Source organism: Roseococcus sp. SDR (genome assembly GCF_019083995.1).
In the GTDB taxonomy this organism is placed as follows: domain Bacteria; phylum Pseudomonadota; class Alphaproteobacteria; order Acetobacterales; family Acetobacteraceae; genus Roseococcus.
Genome location: NZ_JAHRCU010000004.1, coordinates 241,172 through 261,370, shown reverse-complemented (window position 1 = coordinate 261,370; position 20,199 = coordinate 241,172). Strand labels below are relative to the sequence as shown.

19 protein-coding genes are annotated in these 20,199 nt (G+C 70.9%); 5 read left to right on the top strand and 14 right to left on the bottom strand.

What is annotated here, in order from left to right:
* The 3 genes from KTR66_RS07045 to hdhA all read right to left on the bottom strand — a co-directional run.
* Positions 1-223 (bottom strand): hypothetical protein (locus KTR66_RS07045; RefSeq protein ID WP_213611804.1); only part of this gene is annotated, 223 nt, incomplete at its 3' end.
* A complete protein-coding gene (locus KTR66_RS07040) occupies positions 220-1,014 on the bottom strand; it encodes an SDR family oxidoreductase (protein ID WP_213611802.1) in 795 nt (264 codons plus the stop codon). The genes KTR66_RS07045 and KTR66_RS07040, both read right to left, overlap by 4 nt.
* A 17-nt stretch (positions 1,015-1,031) precedes the next feature.
* Positions 1,032-1,793, bottom strand: coding sequence for a 7-alpha-hydroxysteroid dehydrogenase (gene hdhA, locus KTR66_RS07035; RefSeq protein ID WP_213611800.1), 762 nt, complete (start codon positions 1,791-1,793; stop codon positions 1,032-1,034).
* A gap of 192 nt (positions 1,794-1,985) precedes the next feature.
* On the opposite strand from hdhA, the gene KTR66_RS07030 reads away from it, so the two are divergent.
* Entirely contained in the window at positions 1,986-2,438 is a 453-nt protein-coding gene (locus KTR66_RS07030; protein ID WP_213611798.1) for a helix-turn-helix domain-containing protein, read from the top strand.
* Positions 2,439-2,577: 139 nt separating this feature from the next.
* Here the strand turns inward: KTR66_RS07030 and KTR66_RS07025 are convergent, their stop codons facing one another.
* The 5 genes from KTR66_RS07025 to KTR66_RS07005 form a co-directional block, all read right to left on the bottom strand.
* Positions 2,578-2,907 carry a hypothetical protein gene (locus KTR66_RS07025; protein WP_213611796.1) on the bottom strand — a complete coding sequence of 110 codons (330 nt, stop codon included), beginning with the start codon at positions 2,905-2,907 and terminating at the stop codon, positions 2,578-2,580.
* A gap of 74 nt (positions 2,908-2,981) precedes the next feature.
* Positions 2,982-4,235 carry a hybrid sensor histidine kinase/response regulator gene (locus tag KTR66_RS07020; RefSeq protein WP_213611794.1) on the bottom strand — a complete coding sequence of 418 codons (1,254 nt, stop codon included), beginning with the start codon at positions 4,233-4,235 and terminating at the stop codon, positions 2,982-2,984.
* A 92-nt stretch (positions 4,236-4,327) separates the two neighbouring features.
* On the bottom strand, positions 4,328-5,095 hold the full coding sequence (locus KTR66_RS07015; RefSeq protein WP_213611792.1) for a response regulator transcription factor: 768 nt from the start codon (positions 5,093-5,095) through the stop codon (positions 4,328-4,330).
* 121 nt (positions 5,096-5,216) lie between these two features.
* Positions 5,217-6,158 (bottom strand): GGDEF domain-containing protein, encoded by a 942-nt coding sequence (locus tag KTR66_RS07010; protein WP_213611790.1) that lies wholly within the window; start codon positions 6,156-6,158, stop codon positions 5,217-5,219.
* 33 nt (positions 6,159-6,191) lie between these two features.
* A complete protein-coding gene (locus KTR66_RS07005) occupies positions 6,192-6,920 on the bottom strand; it encodes an HD domain-containing phosphohydrolase (RefSeq protein ID WP_213611787.1) in 729 nt (242 codons plus the stop codon).
* A 410-nt stretch (positions 6,921-7,330) separates the two neighbouring features.
* Between KTR66_RS07005 and KTR66_RS07000 the strand changes: the two genes are divergently transcribed.
* The 4 genes from KTR66_RS07000 (at position 7,331) to KTR66_RS06985 (ending at position 15,913) form a co-directional block, all read left to right on the top strand.
* Positions 7,331-11,350 (top strand): PAS domain S-box protein, encoded by a 4,020-nt coding sequence (locus KTR66_RS07000; RefSeq protein WP_213611786.1) that lies wholly within the window; start codon positions 7,331-7,333, stop codon positions 11,348-11,350.
* A gap of 148 nt (positions 11,351-11,498) precedes the next feature.
* A complete protein-coding gene (locus KTR66_RS06995) occupies positions 11,499-12,551 on the top strand; it encodes a sensor histidine kinase KdpD (RefSeq protein ID WP_213611784.1) in 1,053 nt (350 codons plus the stop codon).
* A complete protein-coding gene (locus tag KTR66_RS06990) occupies positions 12,548-13,648 on the top strand; it encodes a response regulator (protein ID WP_213611782.1) in 1,101 nt (366 codons plus the stop codon). Before KTR66_RS06995 ends, KTR66_RS06990 begins: the two co-directional genes overlap by 4 nt.
* A 105-nt stretch (positions 13,649-13,753) precedes the next feature.
* The gene (locus KTR66_RS06985; RefSeq protein ID WP_213611780.1) at positions 13,754-15,913 is read left to right on the top strand and encodes a hybrid sensor histidine kinase/response regulator; all 2,160 of its coding nucleotides are present in this window, start codon (positions 13,754-13,756) and stop codon (positions 15,911-15,913) included.
* A gap of 344 nt (positions 15,914-16,257) precedes the next feature.
* On the opposite strand, the gene KTR66_RS06980 is transcribed toward KTR66_RS06985, so the two are convergent.
* From KTR66_RS06980 to KTR66_RS06955, 6 genes are all read right to left on the bottom strand, one after another.
* Positions 16,258-16,845, bottom strand: coding sequence for a Spy/CpxP family protein refolding chaperone (locus KTR66_RS06980; RefSeq protein WP_213611778.1), 588 nt, complete (start codon positions 16,843-16,845; stop codon positions 16,258-16,260).
* A gap of 40 nt (positions 16,846-16,885) precedes the next feature.
* Positions 16,886-17,386 (bottom strand): DUF411 domain-containing protein, encoded by a 501-nt coding sequence (locus KTR66_RS06975; protein ID WP_249731901.1) that lies wholly within the window; start codon positions 17,384-17,386, stop codon positions 16,886-16,888.
* An 83-nt stretch (positions 17,387-17,469) separates the two neighbouring features.
* Entirely contained in the window at positions 17,470-17,667 is a 198-nt protein-coding gene (locus tag KTR66_RS06970; protein ID WP_213611777.1) for a heavy-metal-associated domain-containing protein, read from the bottom strand.
* Positions 17,668-17,741: 74 nt separating this feature from the next.
* Complete coding sequence (locus tag KTR66_RS06965) at positions 17,742-19,043, bottom strand: ATP-binding protein (RefSeq protein ID WP_213611776.1); 1,302 nt, start codon at positions 19,041-19,043, stop codon at positions 17,742-17,744.
* Positions 19,040-19,792, bottom strand: a complete 753-nt coding sequence (locus tag KTR66_RS06960) for a response regulator (RefSeq protein WP_213611775.1) — start codon at positions 19,790-19,792, stop codon at positions 19,040-19,042. Before KTR66_RS06960 ends, KTR66_RS06965 begins: the two co-directional genes overlap by 4 nt.
* Positions 19,789-20,190, bottom strand: a complete 402-nt coding sequence (locus KTR66_RS06955) for a hypothetical protein (RefSeq protein WP_213611774.1) — start codon at positions 20,188-20,190, stop codon at positions 19,789-19,791. Before KTR66_RS06955 ends, KTR66_RS06960 begins: the two co-directional genes overlap by 4 nt.
* Positions 20,191-20,199 lie beyond the last annotated feature (9 nt).

The window sequence follows — 20,199 nt, the reverse complement described above, 5'->3', positions numbered from 1 at the left end:
CGGGTGCCAGGCCGAAGGCGCGGCGCGCGGCGGCCTCGGTCGCGGCCGCCACGGGCGTGCCGTCAGCGCCCTCCACCCGCACGGCCGCGATGGTCGAGCCTTCCGCCAGCGCCGGCAGGTCCGCCGTGCCGGGGCCGCCCAGGCCCGTCGCATTGCCCGCCATCTGCGCCCGCGCGGGCGCCGCGAGTGCCAACAGCGCGAGGAGGAGAGGTGCTGGCCTCAATGCCCGAAGAGGCGCACCACGCCGCCGCCGCCATGCACGTTGATCGTCTGCCCGCTGATCCAGCCGCCGGCGGGCGAGGCGAGCCAGAGCATGGCGTTCGCTACATCTTCCGGGGTGCCGGGGCGGCCGGTCAGCGTATCGGGGTGCATCATGCGCTCCTGCGTCGCGGCATCGATGCCGGCCGCGGCATAGCCCGGCGTGATGACGGTGCCGATCAGCACGGAATTCACGCGCACCTTCTTCGCCAGCGCATGCGCCAGGCTCACCATCATCTGGTTCAGCGCCGCCTTGGCCGTGGCATAGGCCAGGATGTCATAGGCCGGCACGGCCGAGGAAAAGCTGCCGGAATTGATCACCGACGGGTTCTTCGCCTGCAACAGATGCGGCACGCAGGCGGCTGTCATCCGGTAGGCGCTGATGGTGTTCAGCTTGTAGCTGTCCAGCATTTGCGTCTCGGTCACGGCCAGCGGGTCCGGGTTCACGCCGCCCCAGCCGACGTTGTTGACCAGCGTGGAGAGGCCGCCGAAGGCCGCCACGGTGGCGGCGACCAGGGCCTGGATGTCGCCCTCCTTCGTCACGTCGCAGGCCATGCCGCGCACCTCCTGCCCGGTCTCGGCCGCGATGGCGGTGGCGGTCGCGGCGGCCTTGGCGCCGTCGAGGTCGGCGATCATCACGCGGGCGCCGGCGCCGGCGAAGGCGCGCGCGATGCCGGCGCCGATATTCTGCGCGCCCCCGGTGACGATGGCGGCATGCCCGTGCATGCGGAAGGCGGCGAGCGGATCATAGGCCATGATGGGTGTCTCCTCTCTCAATCCAGTTCCTGCACGCCACCGCCGCTGACCGTCAGCACCTGGCCGCTGACCCAGGCGGCGAGCGGCGAGCAGAGGAAGAGCACGGCATTCGCGATATCCTCCGCCGCACCCAGGCGGCCGAGCGGCGTGTGCTTCAGCATCGCGGCCTCGATCTCGGGCGTCAGCACGCGGGCCAGGGCCTGCGTCTTGATGGCGCCGGGCGCGATGGCGTTCACGCGGATCCCCATGGGGCCGAGGTCGAAGGCGATGTTGCGCGTGAGGTGATTCACCGCCGCCTTGGAGGAGGCGTAGGAGGCCATGCGCTTGTTCGTGTTCTCGCCCGCCATGGAGGAGATGTTCACGATGGCGCCGCCGCCTGCAGCCTGCATGTGCGGCGCGGCCAGCTGGCAGAGGCGGAAGACGGAATAGACATTGAGGCGATAGGCCCATTCGAAATCGGCCATGGGCATGTCGAAGGGCTTGGGCCCGCCGCCGCCGGCATTGTTCACGAGGATGTCGAGCCGCCCGAAGTCGGTGATGGCCGCCTGGACCAGCGCGCCCAGCGCCGCCTCTTCCGTCACGTCGCAGGCCAGGCCCAGGGCTTCGCCGCCCGCGTTGCGGATGGCGGCGGCCGTGGCCTCGGCCGTCGCCGCGTCGCGGTCGCTCACGATGACGGCGGCCCCCGCGCGTGCCAGCGCCTCGGCCGAGGCGCGGCCGATGCCAGCTCCCGCCCCTGTGACGATGGCCACCTGGCCGGCCAGGCTGATCTCGACGGTCATGCTGTTGTTTCTCCCCGTGACAGTGACTGGCTTGCCCCCTGGATGACAGGGCCGCAAGAATGAGGGCGCCCATTTTGGGCACATCCGAGGGAAGCCCTCATGACGCGACGTGCCGCCCCTGCCAGACAGCCTTACCCGTCACCGGAGGAGGCGTTCCGGCGCGCCTATGCCGAGCGTTTCGCCGAATACCACATGGCCTGGTCGGTCTTCTTCGTGGGGCACATGGCCGATCTGCGGGCCCATTTCCGTGACCTCGAGGATGCGCTGCTGCTGGCGGCTTTTGGCCTCGGCCCGTTGGCGGAGAAGCTGCGGGGGGCGCGTAGCTCAGGCGATGCCGGTGCGCTGACATATAATGGCCGCCCCACCGGTCCTGGCTGGACCAATGCGCAGCGATTGGCCGAGGTCACCGGGATCCCACGCGAGACGGTGCGCCGGAAGTTGGTGGGATTTCGCCGCCGCGGATGGGTTGAGCAGGACGAGGACCGTTCCTGGCGGATCGCCGTCCTGCCCGACGGAAGAGCGCCCTTGGCCGCCGACATGAAGGCTGCGAACGCTCAATTCGTCGCACGGCTGGCGCGGTTGATGGCGGAGTTCAAGCGCATCGAGGCCGCAGCCCCAGGAGAAGCCGAAGCGCCAGGGCGATAAACGAACGGGTTTGGCGGGGCTTTCGTACCTTCTTCTTCGAAGTGCCATCCAAGCCCGACTTCAATAGCGGGGGCATCGGATGTTCCTGAGGCCTGATCCGGCGAGGCACGAGTCGGGTCGATCGGGTGGTGGCCGCGTCCTAAGCGGCCAGCAGCAAATCAAGCTGTCTATGCGTCCCCGCATCACCCGATACAGAACAACCAAGCCCGTTGACGAAAGTCAGCGGGCTTCTTGCATTTCCGCCAACACCTTCCACACCAGCAGCGGCCGGCATCGCGCTGAGCTCGCCCAGCAACTCCAACCGCGGGCGACCGCAGCCCTCCGCGGGCGGATGGACCTCCACCCGCGCGATCAACGCACGCGCCGCCTCCAGCACCTCACGATCGCCGTGGGCCTCGATCCCCTCCTGAAGACGCGCCACCCGCGAGCGATGCTCGTTGGACTGGTTGGAAAACAACAGCGACGCCAATGGCCGCCGACGGCCTCCCCCGCTGCTCCCACGCAGCCGAACAGACCGACCCACCGGAATCTCGATCCGCTCGCCTAGTCAGATCGCAAGGCCGGAACTTCGTGGTGCGGGAAGACGAGGACTGCCGCGCCCCCGCCGCCCTGCAGGTTCTTGAGACGGAAGGTCCCGCCATGGGCCGATACGACCCTCTGCACCAGGGCCAGCCCCAATCCCGCACCAGGCCAGGCGCGATCATGGCCCGCCTCTGCCTTGAGGAAAACGCTGCCGAGCGCGGAACGGACAGCGTCCGAAACGCCGGATCCACGATCAAGCACCTCGATATGCGTAGAGGCAGGGCTCTGCGTCCGCCATTGCACGGTCACCGCGGCGCCGGGCGGTGAGGCCTTGATCGCATTGTCCGTCACCTGCAGCAGCGCGCGCTCGATCCTGTCGATATCACCGTAGACAGGGACATCTGACGCGCCATCGGCCAGAAGGCTCACGCCACGCCCTTGCGCGACCTCCGCCAGCGCCTGGAACACGCGCTCCACCAACGCGGTGACCCAAGCCCCAGATCGCTGGCCGAGGCCCAGGCCATCCTGCAGCGCCACGATGTCGAGCGCGACGTCGATCAGTTTCACCATCTCCCCGCCGGCCTTGTGGATGTGCATCGCGTATTCACGCAGCTCCTCCGCGGGAAGGTCGGGTGAGGTTGCGATGAACTCCGAGAAGCCCATCACGGGGATGAGCGGCGTGCGAAGCTCATGCGAGATGACGGAGAGCATGCCCGCCCGCATCCGCTCGATGCTCTCCAGGGCGCAGCGCGTCTCGCGCAGGCCCGACTGGGTCTCCTGCAGCTGGCGCGCCAGGCGTCGCCTCTCCTCGTCGGCGAGCCGCACGCGTTCCCGGATCTCCGTCTCGCGGGCGGCCCGCGCGCGCCGCGCCAGGCTGGACTCGACCGCGCGAGAGACGACATTCGTCATCTCCGCCAGGCGAAGCGGCTTGCGGAGGAGATCGAAGGCCCGCGCGCGCATGGCCGCGATGGCGGCCTCGGTCGTCGCGTAGCCCGTCATGATGATGACCTCGAGTGCCGTCGAATCCGGGCGCCCCGACTGCAACGCCTCGGCGAGGAGGAGGCCGTTCCGGCCGGGCATGGCAATGTCGGAAATGACGACACAGATGCTGGGATCGGCGGTCACCATGCGTTCGGCCTCCCAAGTGTCGCAGGCCTGGACGACGTCCGCGCCCGCCTGGCTCAGGTAGCGCGCGAGCAGATCGGTGATCGCATCCTCGTCGTCCACGACGAGGATGCGCGCCGGCGTGGCGGAGGGAAAGCTGGCCTGCGGCATCATCGCCTCCTAAGCGTTGGTCTTCCAGGGCGGATCGGCGGCACCGCGGTGCTCCTGACGGGCAGCTGGGCTCGGGCGCGCCGATACGCCGCCTACACGATCAGGCGGTACCCCTTGCCGCGCGCGGCGACGATGCGGATGGCGCCGCCGGACACGCGCTCGATCTTCTGCCGGAGGCTAGACGCCAGCTGGTCCACGCCGCGCTGCTGCGGCTGCAGGCGATGCCCGAGCACCTTCTCGGCCACCACCTCGCGCGAAAGCGGTTCGTCCCCGGCTTCGATCAGCTGTGCGAGCAGTTCCGCCTCGCCGCTGGTGAGGTTGGCGCTCGTTCCATCCGCGCCGGTGACGCGCAGCCGGGCAGGATCGAGCGTTGTGCCCTGCACGGTGAGCGGTTTGCGCGGCGCCCGCGCCATGCGAGGCCCGACGTCGACGTGCCGGTCGCGGCCGATGCGGCGCTGCAGGGCGCGGACGCGCGCATTCATCTCACGCGCCGAAAAGGGCTTGGCGATATAGTCATCCGCGCCGACTTCGAGCCCGACCACCCGGTCCACCTCGTCGCACCGGCCGCTGACGACGATGACGCCGGTCGCCACGCGGGCGGCGGCCTCGCGCACGATGGTCATCCCGCTGCCATCGGGCAGGCCCAGATCCACGATGACGATGGCCGGATCGAATTCCTGCAGGCGCGCCAGGCCCTGGTCGAGGGAGCTGGCATGGATGGCCGTCCAGCCATCCCTTTCGAGCATGGTCAGGATCGTCGCGGCCACCTCGTCCTCATCCTCGACGACGAGAATGGGCCGATCGGCGGGCACACCCACATTCATGTATCGCTTCACCTCGGGCGCGTGGAACGACAGCATTAGTGAAAGCGCCTTTCCGTCGCAACGATTTGAATCAAGCACATTTCTCGGCCTGCTTTGGGTTTGGCGCCAAAAAATGCATTGTTTGCATCTCTTCTCCGGACAAATTTCGGCGTGGCTGTCATCGTCTCACCACCCGGTTCCGCCCGCCCCGCTTGGCGTCATAGAGGGCCTCGTCCGCGCGCCCGAGAAGGTCGGACAAGGTGTCACCGCGCCGCGCCATGCTGACGCCGATGCTGCAGGTGACGGGCAGGGGGCCCGCCGGCGTCGCGAAGGGCGCGCCCTGCACGCCCTGCCGGAGGCGCTCCGCCAGCGCGAGGGCCTCGGGCGGCCGGATATGCGGCATGCACACGCCGAATTCCTCGCCCCCCAGGCGGCCCAGCAGGTCGGTACGGCGCAGCTGCCCCGCCAGCGTATCCGCGAATCCCATGAGGACGGCATCGCCCACCGCATGGCCATGCGTGTCGTTGACGCGCTTGAAGTGGTCGATGTCGAGATAGGCGAAGCAGAGCTGCTCGACACCGTCGCCCAGGAGCTGCGTCTGCAGATGGTTCAGCAGGGCGCGCCGGTTCGACATGCCGGTCAGCACGTCGCGCTCTGCGAGGTTGCGCATCTCGTCGAGCCGGAACTGGTCGAGCGTGCAATCGCGCTGGAAGGCGGCGAACCGCCGCACTTCGCCCCGCGGGCCGAAGAGCGGGAAGATCTTGAGGTCGATCCAGTAGGGCTTCCCGTTGCGCCCGTAGTTGATCACCTTGCCCTGCGCCGTCTCGCCCCGGCGCAGCGTGGCCGAAATGGCGCGCAGCATCTCCGGGTCGGAGCCCGGGCCCTGCAGCAGGCGGGGACTGCGCCCCACCACCTCGTGCCGGCTGTAGCCGGTGAGGCGCGTGAAGGCCGGATTGACGTAGCGGATGATCGGTCCGGGCGCGTCGAGATCGGCATCCGTGACGATCACTGAATCCTCGGCACTCTCGACGATGGCGCGGAAGTCCGGATCGAGTTCGGCGCCCCCGAGGGAATGCCATCCGCCATCCATCGCGGGGAAGCTCAGCAGGTTCGGGTCCATGGACATCAACCTCATATGCTGGGGCGGGAGGGATCAGAAGGCGGCCGGCATGAGCTCCCGGCCGCATGCGGCGAGGCACACGCGACGGAGGAAGCCGGCCCGCCGCCCATGGGGCAGCGCCTCCATCGGCGCCGGCGCGGCCTCTTCGGTGACGGCCAGGATGAGGGTGGCTACGGCTTGCGGATCGAACTGCCTGCCGCGGCACGCCTCAAGCTCCCGCAGCGCCGCCTCCTGCGAGAAGGGCGTCCGGTAGGAGCGGCCCGGCTCGGTCATCGCGGTGAAGGCATCCGCGGCCGCGACCGCGCGCACGATCGGCGCGAGCGAGGTCGCGGCCTGGCCGCTCGGATAGCCCCCGCCGTCCCAACGCTCATGGTGATGCGCCGCCACGTCGATGATGGCCCGCGGGAAGCGGCGGGCCGCAAGAAGCGCGCCGCCGGCCGCGGCATGCGCCTGGACCAGGCGGCGCTCATCGGTGGCGAGCGGCTCCCGGGAGGCGAGGCTGCGGACCGGCACATAGAGCTTCCCCACATCATGCAGCGCGCTTCCGAGCAGCGCGGTTGCGCCGCAGCCCAGCCAGGCGGGGGCGGCGCGCCACATCGCCATGGTCCAATGCGTGACGCGGAAGGAATGGGCGTAGCTGGCCGGGTGATGCCGCCTCAGCCGCTCGAGCAAGAGCCCCGCCTGCCGCACCAGCTCGGCATCGGGTTCGAGCGCCCCGCCGGCGAGGCGGCGCAGCGCATGCTCGGCCTGTGTGGGCGTCACGCCGCCAAGATCCAAGTTGCGCACTCCGTCCCCCAAATTCTCACGGGACGGAAACTAGTCGCGTGAGGGCGCGGTTGGTGCTGCGAGTGGTCGGATCCTGTCAGGAAGTCCCATGAAATGTAGGCGAATGTCTGTGCCCGCCGATGCGCCGCGTCGCGGGTCAGCACGGCGCGGGCGGCTACAAAACCGAACATGACCAAACGAAAGAAGACAGGCCCTGACCTTTTGCCCGATGCGTCACATTCGCCGACATCTCTGCAGCTAAACGGCGTTTCGCGGACACCGCCCCCGCGGTACCACAGGCCGTGAACGCGGCGCCGGCATGGCGGCTTGCGGCGGAGGGATTGCGTGCCTGAATCTTCCGTTGCCCTCCGGGCGCTCTCGGCCGGCCGGGGCGAGCGAGGCCCGTGATGCCGGACGCGACGCGCAGCGATGCGTGGGAGAAGGCGCGCCTCGCCGCGCTGCAACGCTACGGCGTGCTCGACACCGCGCCCGAGCCCGCCTTCGACCGCATCGTCCGGCTGGCCGCGCATGCGCTGGCGGCGCCGGTCGCCCTGATTTCGCTGGTCGATGCGGCGCGCGTCTGGTTCAAGGCGGCCAATGGCTTCGCGGAGCACGAGATGCCGCGTGTCAGCAGCCTCAGCGGGCTGGCGCTGGCGCAGGCCGACATCACCGTCGTCCCGGACACGCGGCTCGACCCGCGCTGCGCCGCCAATCCCCTCGTCCTGGGCGCGCCGCATGTGCGCTTCTATGCGGGTGCGCCGCTGATCACGCCCGATGGCTACCCGATCGGCGTGCTCTGCATCGTCGATACGGCGCCACGCGCCGGGCTCTCCGCCTCCGAAGCCCTCGCCATGCGCGACCTGGCGGCCATGGTGATGGATCTCCTCGAACTCCGCCTGGAGACGGCGGAGCGCGAGCGCCTGGCCAGCCGCGCCCGGCTGCGCGAGCGGATGCTGGCCAGCAACGCCGAGGCGCCCACCTCCCAGCACGCGATCGACGCGGCGATGGAGGTGGTGCGCGAGGTCACCGGCAGCATGCTCTGCCTGCTCTTCCGCACCGCGCCGGATGGCCGGCGGCTGCAGATCCTGGGCGGCCGGACCGACCAGCCCGTCGGCGACGCGCAGTACATCGAATCCCTGCGCGCCATGGATTTCAACCTGGACAACACGCTCTCGGGCATGGTCATCCGGGGCGAGGCGCAGGCGTTCTTCCACCAGTTCACGCCGGAATTGCTGGCCAGCTATCCGGGCCTCAAGCTCTCGGCCGAGCGCGGCGCCCGCGCGCAGCTCATCACGCCCGTCAGCCTGGATGACGATCGCTACTCCATGGTGCTGAGCTTCCGCGAGGTGCCCGCGGATATCGAGCCCGTGAAGGCGCTCATGCGCGAGGTCGGCAGCACGATGCGGCCGCTGCTGCGCCGCCTGCGCGAGGCGGAATCGGCGCAGCTCCTGCATCGCGCGGTGCATGCCAGCGCGGATGCCGTCATCATCAGCGACACCGCCGCCTTGCCGGACGAAGCGCCGCGGATCCGCTACGTCAATCCGGCCTTCACGGAGCAGACCGGCTATGCTGCCGAAGACGTCATCGGCCAGCCGCCGCGCTTCCTGGACGGCCCGGGCAGCTCCGATCCCGCGCGCGAGGCCATCCGCGCGGCGCTGCGCCAGAGATTGCCGGTCCGCCAGCAGGTGGAGAGCTTCCGGCGCGATGGCACGAAATTCTGGGCTGACCTGCAGATTGCGCCGGTCGCTGATGCCACGGGTTGGCTGACCCACTGGGTCGCGATCCAGCGGGACGTGACGGCGCAGAAGATCGAGGCCCTCGCCCTGGCCGAGCGCGAGGCCTATTTCCGCCATTTCTTCGAGCAGCACCCCGCGCCCATGTGGGTCTATGATCGTGAGACGCTGCATTTCGTCGAGGTGAACGCGGCGGCGATCCGCACCTACGGCATGTCGCGCGAGGAGTTCCGCCGCAAGACCATCCTGGATGTGCGCCCGCCGGAGGATCGCGAGGCGGCCCTGGCCATGGTCGAGATGCTGAGCCCCGAATACACGGATTCGGGCCCTTGGCGGCACATCACCGCGACAGGCGCGGTGCGCCTCGTGCAGACGCGTGGGCAGGCGATCCAGCTGCGCGGCCGCGTTGCGCACCTGGTCGTGATCTGGGACGTGACGGAGCGGATCGAGGCCGAGCGCGCGGCACAGGAGCTCGCCAGCGAGCTCAACGCCACGCTGGAGAGCATCAGCGACGGCTTCTTCACGGTGGATGCCCAGTGGCGCTTCCGCTACGTCAACGCCTGGGCGGAGGAGATGCTGGGCCGCCCGGCGACGGAGCTTGTCGGGCGGGGGATCGACGAGGGCGAGACGGGCCGCGCCCAGGCCGCGCTCATCCAGCGCCTGCGCCAGGTTCATGCCGGGGGCGTGAGCGAGCGCTTCCTGCACCGGGACACGCGCCGCCAACGCTGGCTGGACGTCACCGGCTATCCGACGCCGACGGGCGGCCTGACCGTCTATCTGCGCGACGTGACCGCGCAGCGCAGCAGCGAGGATCGCCTGCGCCTGCTCGAGGCGGTGGTGGACAAGCTGAACGACGTGATCCTCATCACGGAGGCAGAGCCCATCGAGCAGCCGGGCCCGCGCATCGTCTATGTCAACGCGGCCTTCGAGCGGCTGACGGGCTATGCGCCGGAGGAAGTCCTCGGCAAGACGCCGCGCATCCTCCAGGCGCCGACCACAAGCCGGGCCGAGCTGGATCGCATCCATGCCGCCCTGGCCCGCTGGAGTCCGGTGCGTGCCGAACTGCTCAACCGGACCAAGGCCGGGGAGGAGTTCTGGGTCGAGCTGGACATCGTGCCGGTGGCGGACGAGGCGGGCTGGTACACCCATTGGGTCGCGGTGGAACGCGACGTGACGGAGCGCAAGCGCGCGCAGATCAAGCTGGAGGAGCAGGCGGCGCTGCTCGACCAGTCGCGCGACGCCATCATGGTCCACAACATGGACGGGCGCATCAGCTACTGGAACCGCAGCGCGGAGCGGATCTACGGATGGGCCGCGGTGGAAGCCCAGGGTCGTTCGGTCGTGTCGCTTCTTGGCGCCGATCCGGCAACCTTCCGGGAGGCCTGGGACGCCCTGCTGCGGGACGGGCACTGGACTGGAAGGATGCGCCAGCGCCGCAAGAATGGCGAGGTGATGATCGTCGAGGCGCACAAGACCCTGTTGCGCGAACCGGACGGAACGCCGCGCGCCGTCCTCGCCGTCGACTCGGACGTGACCGAGCGCGTCAAGCTCGAGGAGCAGCTGCGCCAGGCGCAGCGCATGGAGGCGGTGGGCCAGCTGACCGGCGGCATCGCCCATGACTTCAACAACCTGCTCACCGTGGTGCTCGGCAATGCGGAGATCCTGCTGGAGCGGCTCGACGGCGATCCGGCGCTGAGCCCCGTCGCGGCGGTGACGCTCGCCGCGGCCGAGCGCGGCGCGGATCTGACCAGCCGGCTGCTGGCCTTTTCGCGGCAGCAGATGCTCAACCCGCGCGTCACCGATGTGGATGAGCTGCTGGTCGCGCTGAAGGAGCTGATCCGCCGCGCCATCGATGAACGGGTGGAGATCGTCGTCACGCGCATGCCCGGCCTCTGGCCGGCGCTGGTGGATGGCCCGCAGCTGGAGACCGCCATCCTCAACCTCTGCCTCAACGCGCGCGACGCCATGCCGTTCGGCGGGCGGATGGCGATCACCACGACCAACTTCACCGCCGTCCCGGCTGGCGCCACGGGTGAGCTGGCGGCGGGCGATTATGTGCTGATCGAGGTCTCGGACACGGGCACGGGCATGTCGCCCGAGGTGGCGGCCCGCGCCTTCGAACCCTTCTTCACGACGAAGGAGGTCGGCAAGGGCAGCGGGCTCGGCCTCAGCATGGTCTATGGCTTCGCCAAGCAATCGGGCGGGCATGCCAGCATCGCCTCCACGCCGGGGCTTGGCACCACCATCCGCCTCTACATCCCCCGCGCGCGGGAGGCGGCGGCGGCCCCCCCGCGCCCCGGCCACGCGGCCTTCCGCGGCGGCTCCGAACGCATCCTGCTGGTCGAGGATGATCCGCTCGTGCGGGAGCACTCCGCCCGCCAGCTGCGCGGCCTCGGCTACGATGTCGCGGTGGCGGCGAACGGCGCGGAGGGTCTGCGGCTGCTCACGGGCGCCGCCCGGTTCGACCTGCTCTTCACCGACATCGTCATGCCGGGCGAGATGACGGGGCTTGAGCTGGCGGCCGAGGCGCAGCGCATCCGATGCGGCCTGCGCGTGCTGTTCAGCTCCGGCTATACGGAGCAGAGCGGCGCGCATGAGACCCGGCTGAGGCCTGGGATGCTTCTCCTGCCCAAGCCCTACCGCTTGCGTGAACTTGCGGAGAAGGTCCGGCAGGCGCTGGAGGCGGAGGGGTGAGCCGCGCCGGCCGAATGCGGACAGGGGCAGACCCTGCCCCTACACTGCCCTACAAATCATGGCCCTTCGTGACACATGTTTGGCAGCCCGCGGGCCCAGAATGCCGCGCCGCTACCTTCCCCGGGTCGCGCAATCCTGTGAAGGCATGATGAGCAACCGCATCGCTGATCGCGCGCCAAGCGACATTCCTGAACGCCACAGCGTCAGGCTGCCCGGCCGGCCGGCCCTGGGCGCGGAGGACCGCGCCGCGGTCGAAGGCGCGGCGCTTGTCCAGGCCGTGCTCCAGGCCGCCCTGGGGCCGGAGGCGGCGCGCTGCTGCGCCAGCTGGATCGTGGAGGCGCTGCGCGCGGGCGGCACCTCCTGGCACGACGTCATGACCGACGCAGGGGTGGCCTCCATCTGCCTCACCCTGCTGGATGATGGCGCGCGCGAATGCCACGCGCTGCTCTCCATCGCGCGTTGCGGGTCCGCGGCGCGTGTCGCCGAGCGCCTGGCCGCGGCCCGGCTCGATGCGATGATCGGCACCGCCGGCGCGGTGTGTCACGCCGTCAACAACGCGCTGACCGCGGTGCTGGGCAATGCGGAGATGCTGCTCGAGACGGAAGGTCTGCCGGCGGATGCCCAGGTCTCCGCCCAGCTGATCCTACGCGCGGCGGAGCGGCTCGATGGCCTGACCCGCAAGACCCTGCGGCTGGGTCGCGCGCGTCGCCCGGGGCCGGGGCGCTGCGACCCCCATGCCCAGCTCACGCGGCTCGTCCGGAAGGCCGCGCCATCCGGGGCGGAGGCCGCGCGGCTGGAGCTGTCGCTCGCGCCCGATCTCGGCACGCCGCTGGTGGATCCGGGGGCCTTCGACGCCGCGATCGCGCAGCTGCTGGACAATGCCCTGGCCGCCGCCCCGCCCGGCGGGACCGTGGCGTTGCGCGCCGAGCGCGAGGGCACCCCGGCCTGGCCCGGCTTCGCCTGGCTGCGGGTGACGGTGGAGGATGATGGGCCGGGCCTGCCCGCCGCCGAGCTCGCCTTCCCCGGTGGCGGGTTTCTGGCGCCTGGCCGTTCGGGCGGGCGGCAGCCGCTCGGCCTCGCCAGCGTCCGCGCCTTCGCCACCGCGCTGGGCGGCCATCTGGAGGCCGGCCGCAGTGCCCGCGGTGGCGCAAGGCTGACCCTGCGCCTGCCGGTTCAGGATGTGCAGGCTGCCGCGCCATGACCGCGACGCGCCCCGACGTCTCCATCCCGTTCGACCAGGCCTTCGCCATCGCCCATGCGATGAACAACCTGCTCGCCATCATCGCGGGCCGTCTGGACGACATCCACGAGGCCGCGCCCGACCCCACCCAGGCGCGCGAGGCTGCGGCCCTGGGCCTGCTCGCGACCGAGCGTGCCGCGCGCCTGATGCGCGGCATGATGGCGAGCCTGAACGGCGAGATCTTCCGCGCGGGCCGCTGTGACAGCGGCCAGGTGCTGCGCGGCATCCAGGCCATGCGCCGCGCCCCGGGCCTGACGCCGATCGCGCTCGACGGGCCGGGGGAGGGGCCGGCGCTGCTCTGCGATCCGGTCGCGCTCTCGGATCTGATCGGCAATGTCCTCGATGCCCTCACGCCCCGGCCGGGTGAGCCGATCCGGCTGCGGTGCGCCATGCTCGAGGGACCGTGCGGCGACCTGCCGGGCGGCAGCTTCGCCGAGCTGCGGATCACCGGCGGCCTGCCCTGCGCCGAGCCCGATTGGCGCGAGCGCGCGCTGGGCGAGAGCTGGCGGAGCGCGCTGCAACGCTTCTGCCGCGCCGCGGGTGGCGACGCCCTTCTGGAGGGCGGCCCGCCGGGCCAGCCCATGGTCATCCGCCTCTGCCTGCCGGGCTACCCGATGCCGTCGCCGGCACCCCCGGAGGCACCGGCGCCCACGCCGGTCCGCGTGCTCGTGGTCGAGGATGATGAGCCGGTGCGGCAGCATGCGGAACGGGTGATCAGCGGTCTTGGGTATGACATCATCGCCGTCCCCAGTGCCGAGGCGGCCCTGAGCGTGGTGGATGGCGGCGGCCAGGTGGACATCCTCTTCACCGATGTGATCCTGCCGGGCGGGATGAGCGGCGGCGAGCTGGCCGAGCATGTGCAGCGCATCCGGCCCAGCATACCCATCGTCTTCACCAGCGGGCACAATGCGGATCATCGCGTCAGCCGGATCATGCTCAGCCGGGGTGCCACGCTGCTGCCCAAGCCCTACCGGCGGGGCAGCCTCGCCGCCGCGCTCGCGGCCGCGGCCATGGCCGCGCGGGCCGGCACGCGCGAGCAGAGGCCATGGGGTGACTAGACCGACTTTCCCCCGCTTTCGCTCCACCGCCCCGAACGCCGCCTCCATCCCCTTCACCCTCCCGAAACCCTGCCATGCCCTGAAGGTCGGGCGGGACGGGCCTCCATGGCTCGCGGCGGCCCGCGCATGACCGTCCAGGGCTATCTCCGCCTGCTCTTCGCCCTGTCGGTGCTCCTGCCGGCGGCCGTGTTCGTCGCGAACGGCATCGAGAGCCACCGGCGTGTCTGGAATGACGCGGAGCGCCATGTGGATGGCACCATCGCCGTGATGCACGAGCATGCGCAGAAGGTCTTCGAGACGCAGGAGCTCGTCCTGGACCTGGTGAACGACATGGTCCGGGAGACGGCGGCGGCGGAGATCAGCTCGCCCGCCATGAATCGCCGGCTTGCGACCCTGGCCGAACGCCTCGCGCAGACCGTGTCTATCTGGATCACCGATGCGGATGGCACGGTCGCTGCCGGCAGCATCGCATGGCCGCCCGGCCTGAACGTCACCGGCTTCGAGTATTTCGAGGCGCAGCGCGACGCGGACCGCCCGAAATTCGTCAGCGCCCGCTACATCGGCCGGTCCACCGGGCAGCCCTCCTTCGCGCTGAGCCGCCGCCGGCTCTCAGCGGATGGAAGCTTCGCCGGCATCATCCACGTGGCCATCAGCCCACGCTATTTCGAGCAATATTTCGAACTGGTGGATCGCGAGCGGGCCGGTGCCGCCTCGATCTTCCGGAGCGACGGCACGATGCTGGCCCGCTTCCCGGTGGCCCCCTTGCCCAACCGTCTCTCGCCCTCCAGCCCCACGCTGCTAGCCATCGCGGAGGAGCCGGCGGGCGGGCGCTTCCAGGGGGTCTCTTCGCTCGACGGCGTCCGGCGCGTCTATGCCTATCGGCGCATCGGCGATTTCGACGTCTATGTAGGCTATGGCGCGAACATGCCCATGCATCTCGCCGCCTGGCGCCTGCGGATGCTGCAGCAGGGGCTCGCAACGCTCGTGGTCATCCTGCTGCTCTGCGGCATCACCTGGCTGATCTCCCGCAGCCTGGCCGACCGCCAGGCGGCGCTGAACCGGCTGCGGGAGGAAAGCGAGCTGCGCGAAGCGATGCAGCAGAGGCTGCAGGAGGCGCGGTCCCTGGAAGCGCTGGGCCGCATGGCGCGCGGCATCGCGCATGACTTTAACAACCTGCTCACCGTGGTCATGGGCAATCTCGAGACGCTCAGCCGCGAGCGGCATGACGCGGCCAGCCTCCGCGCCCTGGCGGCGGCCCGCAAGGCGACCGAGGCGGGCGCGCATCTTGCCGCGAGCCTGCTGACCTATGCGCGGACGCAGGTGCTGCAGATCGAGACGATCCGGGTCGAGCCCTTCCTCCGCAACCTGGCCGAACTGCTGCAGCAGATCGCCACGCCGGCGCGTCACCTGCGCTTCGACATCGCCCCCGGCCTGCCGGATTGCGAGGCGGATGTCGCGCAGTTGACGGCCTGTCTTGGCAATCTCGTGGCCAATGCGCGGGATGCGACGGAACCTGGCGGTTCCCTGCTGCTCTCGGCCGCGCTGACCGAGCTCAGCGCCACGGAGCTGGTGGAGAACCCCGCGGCCCGGCCCGGCCCCTTCATCGTGATTTCCCTGCGGGACAACGGAACCGGCATGACGCGCGAGGTCGCCGCACGCGTCTTCGAGCCGTTCTTCACCACCAAGGCGGAGGGCGAGGGCTCGGGCCTCGGTCTGTCCCAGGTCTTTGGCCTCATGCGGCAATTGCGCGGCCATGTGACGATCGATACCGCCCCGGGCGCGGGGACGACGGTCAACCTCTTCCTGCCGGTCCTCGCCGCGTTGGCCCGAATCGAGGCGGCGCCCGCAAGCGAGCGGAGCCGGACGGGCCGCGTGGATGATGCTGCGCCCACCGGCCGGCCGGCCCGCATCCTCGTCGTGGATGACGAGGCCGAGATCCGCCACCTCGTCGAACACTTCCTGACGCGGGCGGGGTTTTCCGTCGTGGTGGCGTCCGGCGGCGACGAGGCGCTGCGGATCTTCAATGAGGATCGTGACTTCGATCTCGTGCTCTCGGATGTGATGATGCCGGACAATGTGGATGGGCTCAGCCTCGCTCGTGTGTTGCGGTCCATGGATCCATCGCTGCGGATCCTGCTCATGTCGGGCTATGCGCCCGGGCTGGAGCGGCTGGATGACCTGAAGATCAGCGTCGTCGCCAAGCCCTTCACGCGCCGGAGCCTGCTCGATGCCGTGGAGACCTCCCTGAACCAAGACCGGGCCTAACATGGGGCCTGCCTGCCGTGGCATGGCTGCCGTGGTCTGTGTTCGCGCGAGTTCGCGCAGGATCACGCGGCTGGACGTGTTCTTCGGATGCTGACCGCGCAGCAGGCCCAAGGCGTGTCGCGCCTTTGCAGCCGGCCGTGCCGGTGAACGTGGCGGGCACGGCCAGGCTTACCCACGCGGCAGTGACGGCAAAGACCAACGGCAGCTCGGTCTGGCGGGCGCAAGGGGTGGAGTGACCTTGCTGTCCCGGGCTTCGCCATCCGGGGGATCGTGTCGCCAGGGCAGGCGTTCATGGGGCGGGGGCGGTCGCGCGATGCTCCCGCAACGGCCGAATGGCGCTGGCCTCAGCGCATCCGCATGGGCCGCATATGCTCGGCCATCAGCTCATCGGCCGTGCGCCGCTGCTCCTCGGTGAGCGCCGCGTAGAGCGGGCCGGCGGCGGCGCTGACGGCGCGCATCGCATCGAGATGCGCCGTGGCGAGCGCGATGCGGCGTTCCATCTGCTGCGGGGCGGAGAGCGGGGCGGGCGTGCTGGGCATCGCCGCCTCCATCGCGCCGCGCAGCCGCTCGGCCTGGGCGCGCACGGCATCGGCGAAGCCGTTCCATTGCGGCGCCTGGACTTCGGTGATGCGCAGCTCCGCGCGGAAGAAGGCGATTTGTCCCTCGATGCGCCGGAAGGGCTGCATGCTGGCCCCGCCCATGCGGTGATGATGCATCATGCCGCCCTGGCCCATCATCCCGGCATGGGCGCCCATCATGCCGCGTTGTCCCATCATCCCCCCAGGCGCAGGGGCGGGCGCCGCTGGTGCCGGGGCAGCGGGATGGTGTGCCCCATGATCCGTGCCGGTCGCGGAGGGGGTTTGCGCGATGGCGCCGCCCGTCAGGCCCATGGCCAGGAGGGCGGCGGCGGTGAAGCGAATCATGCGTGCCATGTCGAGTCTCCAGCGTGGTTGTTGATGATGGCGTGCGGTCTCACGCCGGGCGCGCGCCGGTGAAGCGCATGAACGGGGCGTGCGAGCCATCCGCCCGCCAGCCGATGACGTCATAGGTCTCGGGCGGCTGGCCCGGCACCTCCATCCCGGGTGAGCCGATGGGCATGGCCGGGACGGCGAGGCCCACGATGCCCTCGGGCCGCGTCGCCAGGAGGCGGCGGACCGCTAGGGCAGGCACATGCCCCTCCAGCGCGAAGCCGGCGATGCGCGCAGCGTGGCAGGAGAGCAGGTCGCCCGGCGTGCCGAGCATGCGGCGGATGGGCGCGACCGAGGGGACGATGCGGTCATCCACCGCGAAGCCCTCGTCGCGCAGATGCTTGACCCAGGCCCCGCAGCAGCCGCAATGCGGATCGCGCCAGACTTCGACGCGCAAGCTCTGCGCCGTGGCCCCGCCCGCGAGCAAAAGGCCGAGCGCGCCACCCAGGGAGCGCCGGCCAATCGCCAGCATGCCGAGGCCTGGCGCCGTGGGGTGATGGGTCATGAGCGTTCCTTCCATCGCCGAAGATGCCGCCTCGCGTGCGTCATTGCCGCGCAGGCGCATGACATAGCGTTGCAGCCGGGGCCTCAGCCGCGCGCCTCCGCCTGCCAGCCATCGGCCCGCAGCGCCGCGACCAGGGCCGCGGGTTCATCGCTGGCAAGGGTGATCTCGCGGCGGTCGAGATCAATCGCGAGCTCGAGATCCGGCGCCGCCTGCCGGAGTGTGGCCCGCACGCCCTTCGCGCAGCCGCCGCAGGTCATGTTGGGGATCGAGATGGTCACCATGGGTGCGGCCTCCTTCGCCGTCCCCCGGAAGCTGGGGCTTCCCCTTGTGGGAGGTTCAAGGGGGCCCCGGTGCGTTATCCGCGCGGCAGAACCAGCCGCGCGAGCAGCCCGCCGCCGGGCGCATCGTCCAGCTCCAATCGGCCGCCGCTCGCCTCCGCGAAGCGCGCCGCGATGGCGAGCCCCAGGCCCGATCCGCCCTTGCCGCGCGCCGCATCCAACTGGCTGAAGGGGGCGAGGGCCCGCGCGCGATCTGCCTCCGCGATGCCCGGCCCCGCATCGGAAATCTCCACCACCACCTCCGCACCATGGTCGCGCAGCGTCAGGCCGATGGGCGGCGCGCCATGGTTCAGCGCATTGTCCAGCAGGTTGGAGAGCGCCCGCTTCGCCGCGAGCCGCCGCAGCGGCAGGACGACGCGCGCCGGCGCCTCGCAGATCACATCATGGCCGAGATCCGCCGCATCTGCGGCCAGGGTGTGCAGGATGGCCGAGAGATCCGCCGGCCGTGCCGGCTCGGCGTCCCGCCCCTCGCGGATGTAGTCCAGCGTGCGTTCGACCATCGCCTCCATCTCGGCGATGTCGGCCTCCATTCGCGCGCGATCCTCGCTGTCGGGCAGGAAGCCGGCGCGCAGCCTGAGCCGCGCCAGCGGCGTGCGGAGGTCGTGGCTCATCGCGGCCAGGGCCTCCGTCCGGTCCTCGACGAGGCGGCGGATGCGGCCCTGCATCGCGTTGAAGGCGAGCGCCGCGTGGCGCACCTCCTGCGGGCCGTCCTCCGGCAGCGGATGCGCGCGCAGGTCACGGCCGATGGCATCCGCCGCATCCGCCAGGCGCCGCAACGGCCGCGTGATCCAGCGCACGACGAGCACCGAGGCGAGGGCGATGCCGAGCGCCATGGCGAGCATGGAAGCAAGGGCGTTGCCGGCATCTGCCGCATGGCTGGCCGGCCCGATCCAGGAGGCGGAGAAGCTGAGCCAGCCCTCGCCGCCCAGCGGAACGGCGCCGACCGCGCGATGGCCTAGCTCCGCCTTCGGGTCCCAGGCGATGCGCGTGCCGGGCCCGATGCGGCTGGCGGCGCGGGCCAGCGCCTCGGGCGGTGGCGTGTCCGGCAGCGGCGCCATACGGTCCCAATGCAGCTCGACGCCCGGAAGCGAGAGCGCATGCGCGGCGGCATCGCGCGCCGCCTCGGGCAACGGGGCGATGGCGGCGGCGGCGGCCGAAAGCCGCTCGGCCAGGCGTTCCACCCGTGCGCCCGCCTCGGCGCCATGCAAAGCGCGTTCATGCACGAGCATGCTGCCGATATGCAGCAGCGTCAGCCCGCCGATCAGCAGCAGCGTGATGCGTCCGGCCAGGGTGCGGGGCCAGAGCCGCAGGCGCCTCATGCGCGCGTCACCTCGGCCACGAGGACATAGCCCGCGCCGCGGATGGTCTTGATCAGGGCCGGGCTGCCCTCCTCCGGCTCGATCTTGCGGCGCAGGCGGCTGACCTGCACATCCACCGTGCGGTCGAAAGGATCCACGCTGACCCGACGCCGCGCGACCTCCAGCAACTGCTCGCGCGAGAGCACGCGCCCGGGATGCTCCAGGAAGGCCAGCAGCAGGTCATATTCCGCGCCCGAGAGGTCCACCGCGGCGCCATCGGGCGCGGTCAGCTCCCGCCGCGCGGTGTCCAGCATCCAGCCCGCGAAGGCGATCCTGCGGGTGCGCTCGGCCGGCGTCGCATCGGCGGGGGCGGCGCGGCGCAGCAGGGCGCGTACGCGCGCCACCAGCTCACGCGGCGCGAAGGGCTTGGCGACGTAGTCGTCGGCACCCAGTTCGAGCCCCAACACGCGGTCCATCTCCTCGCCGCGCGCGGTGAGCATCAGCACCGGCGTGCGGTGCCGCTCGCGCAGGCGGCGAAGAAGGTCGAGCCCCGAGGGGCCGGGCAGCATCACGTCGAGCAGGATCAGGTCTGGGGCACCGGCCGGACTCTCCAGCACCTCCCACATCGCGCGGCCATCGCGGGCGGTAGAGACGCGGAAGCCCGCCTCGCGCAGCAGGCGCGCGACGAGGTTGCGCATCTCGCCATCATCCTCGACGACGAGGAGATGCGCCTCGGGGTCGAGCAGGCGCCGCTCCGCCGCCTCGTTCATCGCGGCGGGTCGGCCGGGGTGAACCGGGCCTGGGCGCGGGCCTGGCCGGGCCCGGGGACAAGCTGCACCACGACTCTCAGGCCGGGCGCCGCGCGGAACTCGCCGGTCGCCACCAGCGCCGCGCCGTCGGCACGTGGGGTGAGGGGCAGCGTCTGCTGGCGCCCCTCCGCCAGCAGGACCGCGCTGCCCGAGGCGCCCGCGGCCGCCACGGGCCGGTCGTTGTGATCGAAAAGGAACAGCGTGAGCTCGCCATCCTTCGCCAGCATCTCGCCGTGATAGGGGCCGATATCCTGCACCTGCCCGCCGTTGGGCCCACGACTGCCGGCCGGGAGATGCGCCAGGGCCGGAAGCGGGGCGAGGGCGGCGGCAAGAAGCGGGAGGCTGCGACGACGGAACATGGCTTTCAT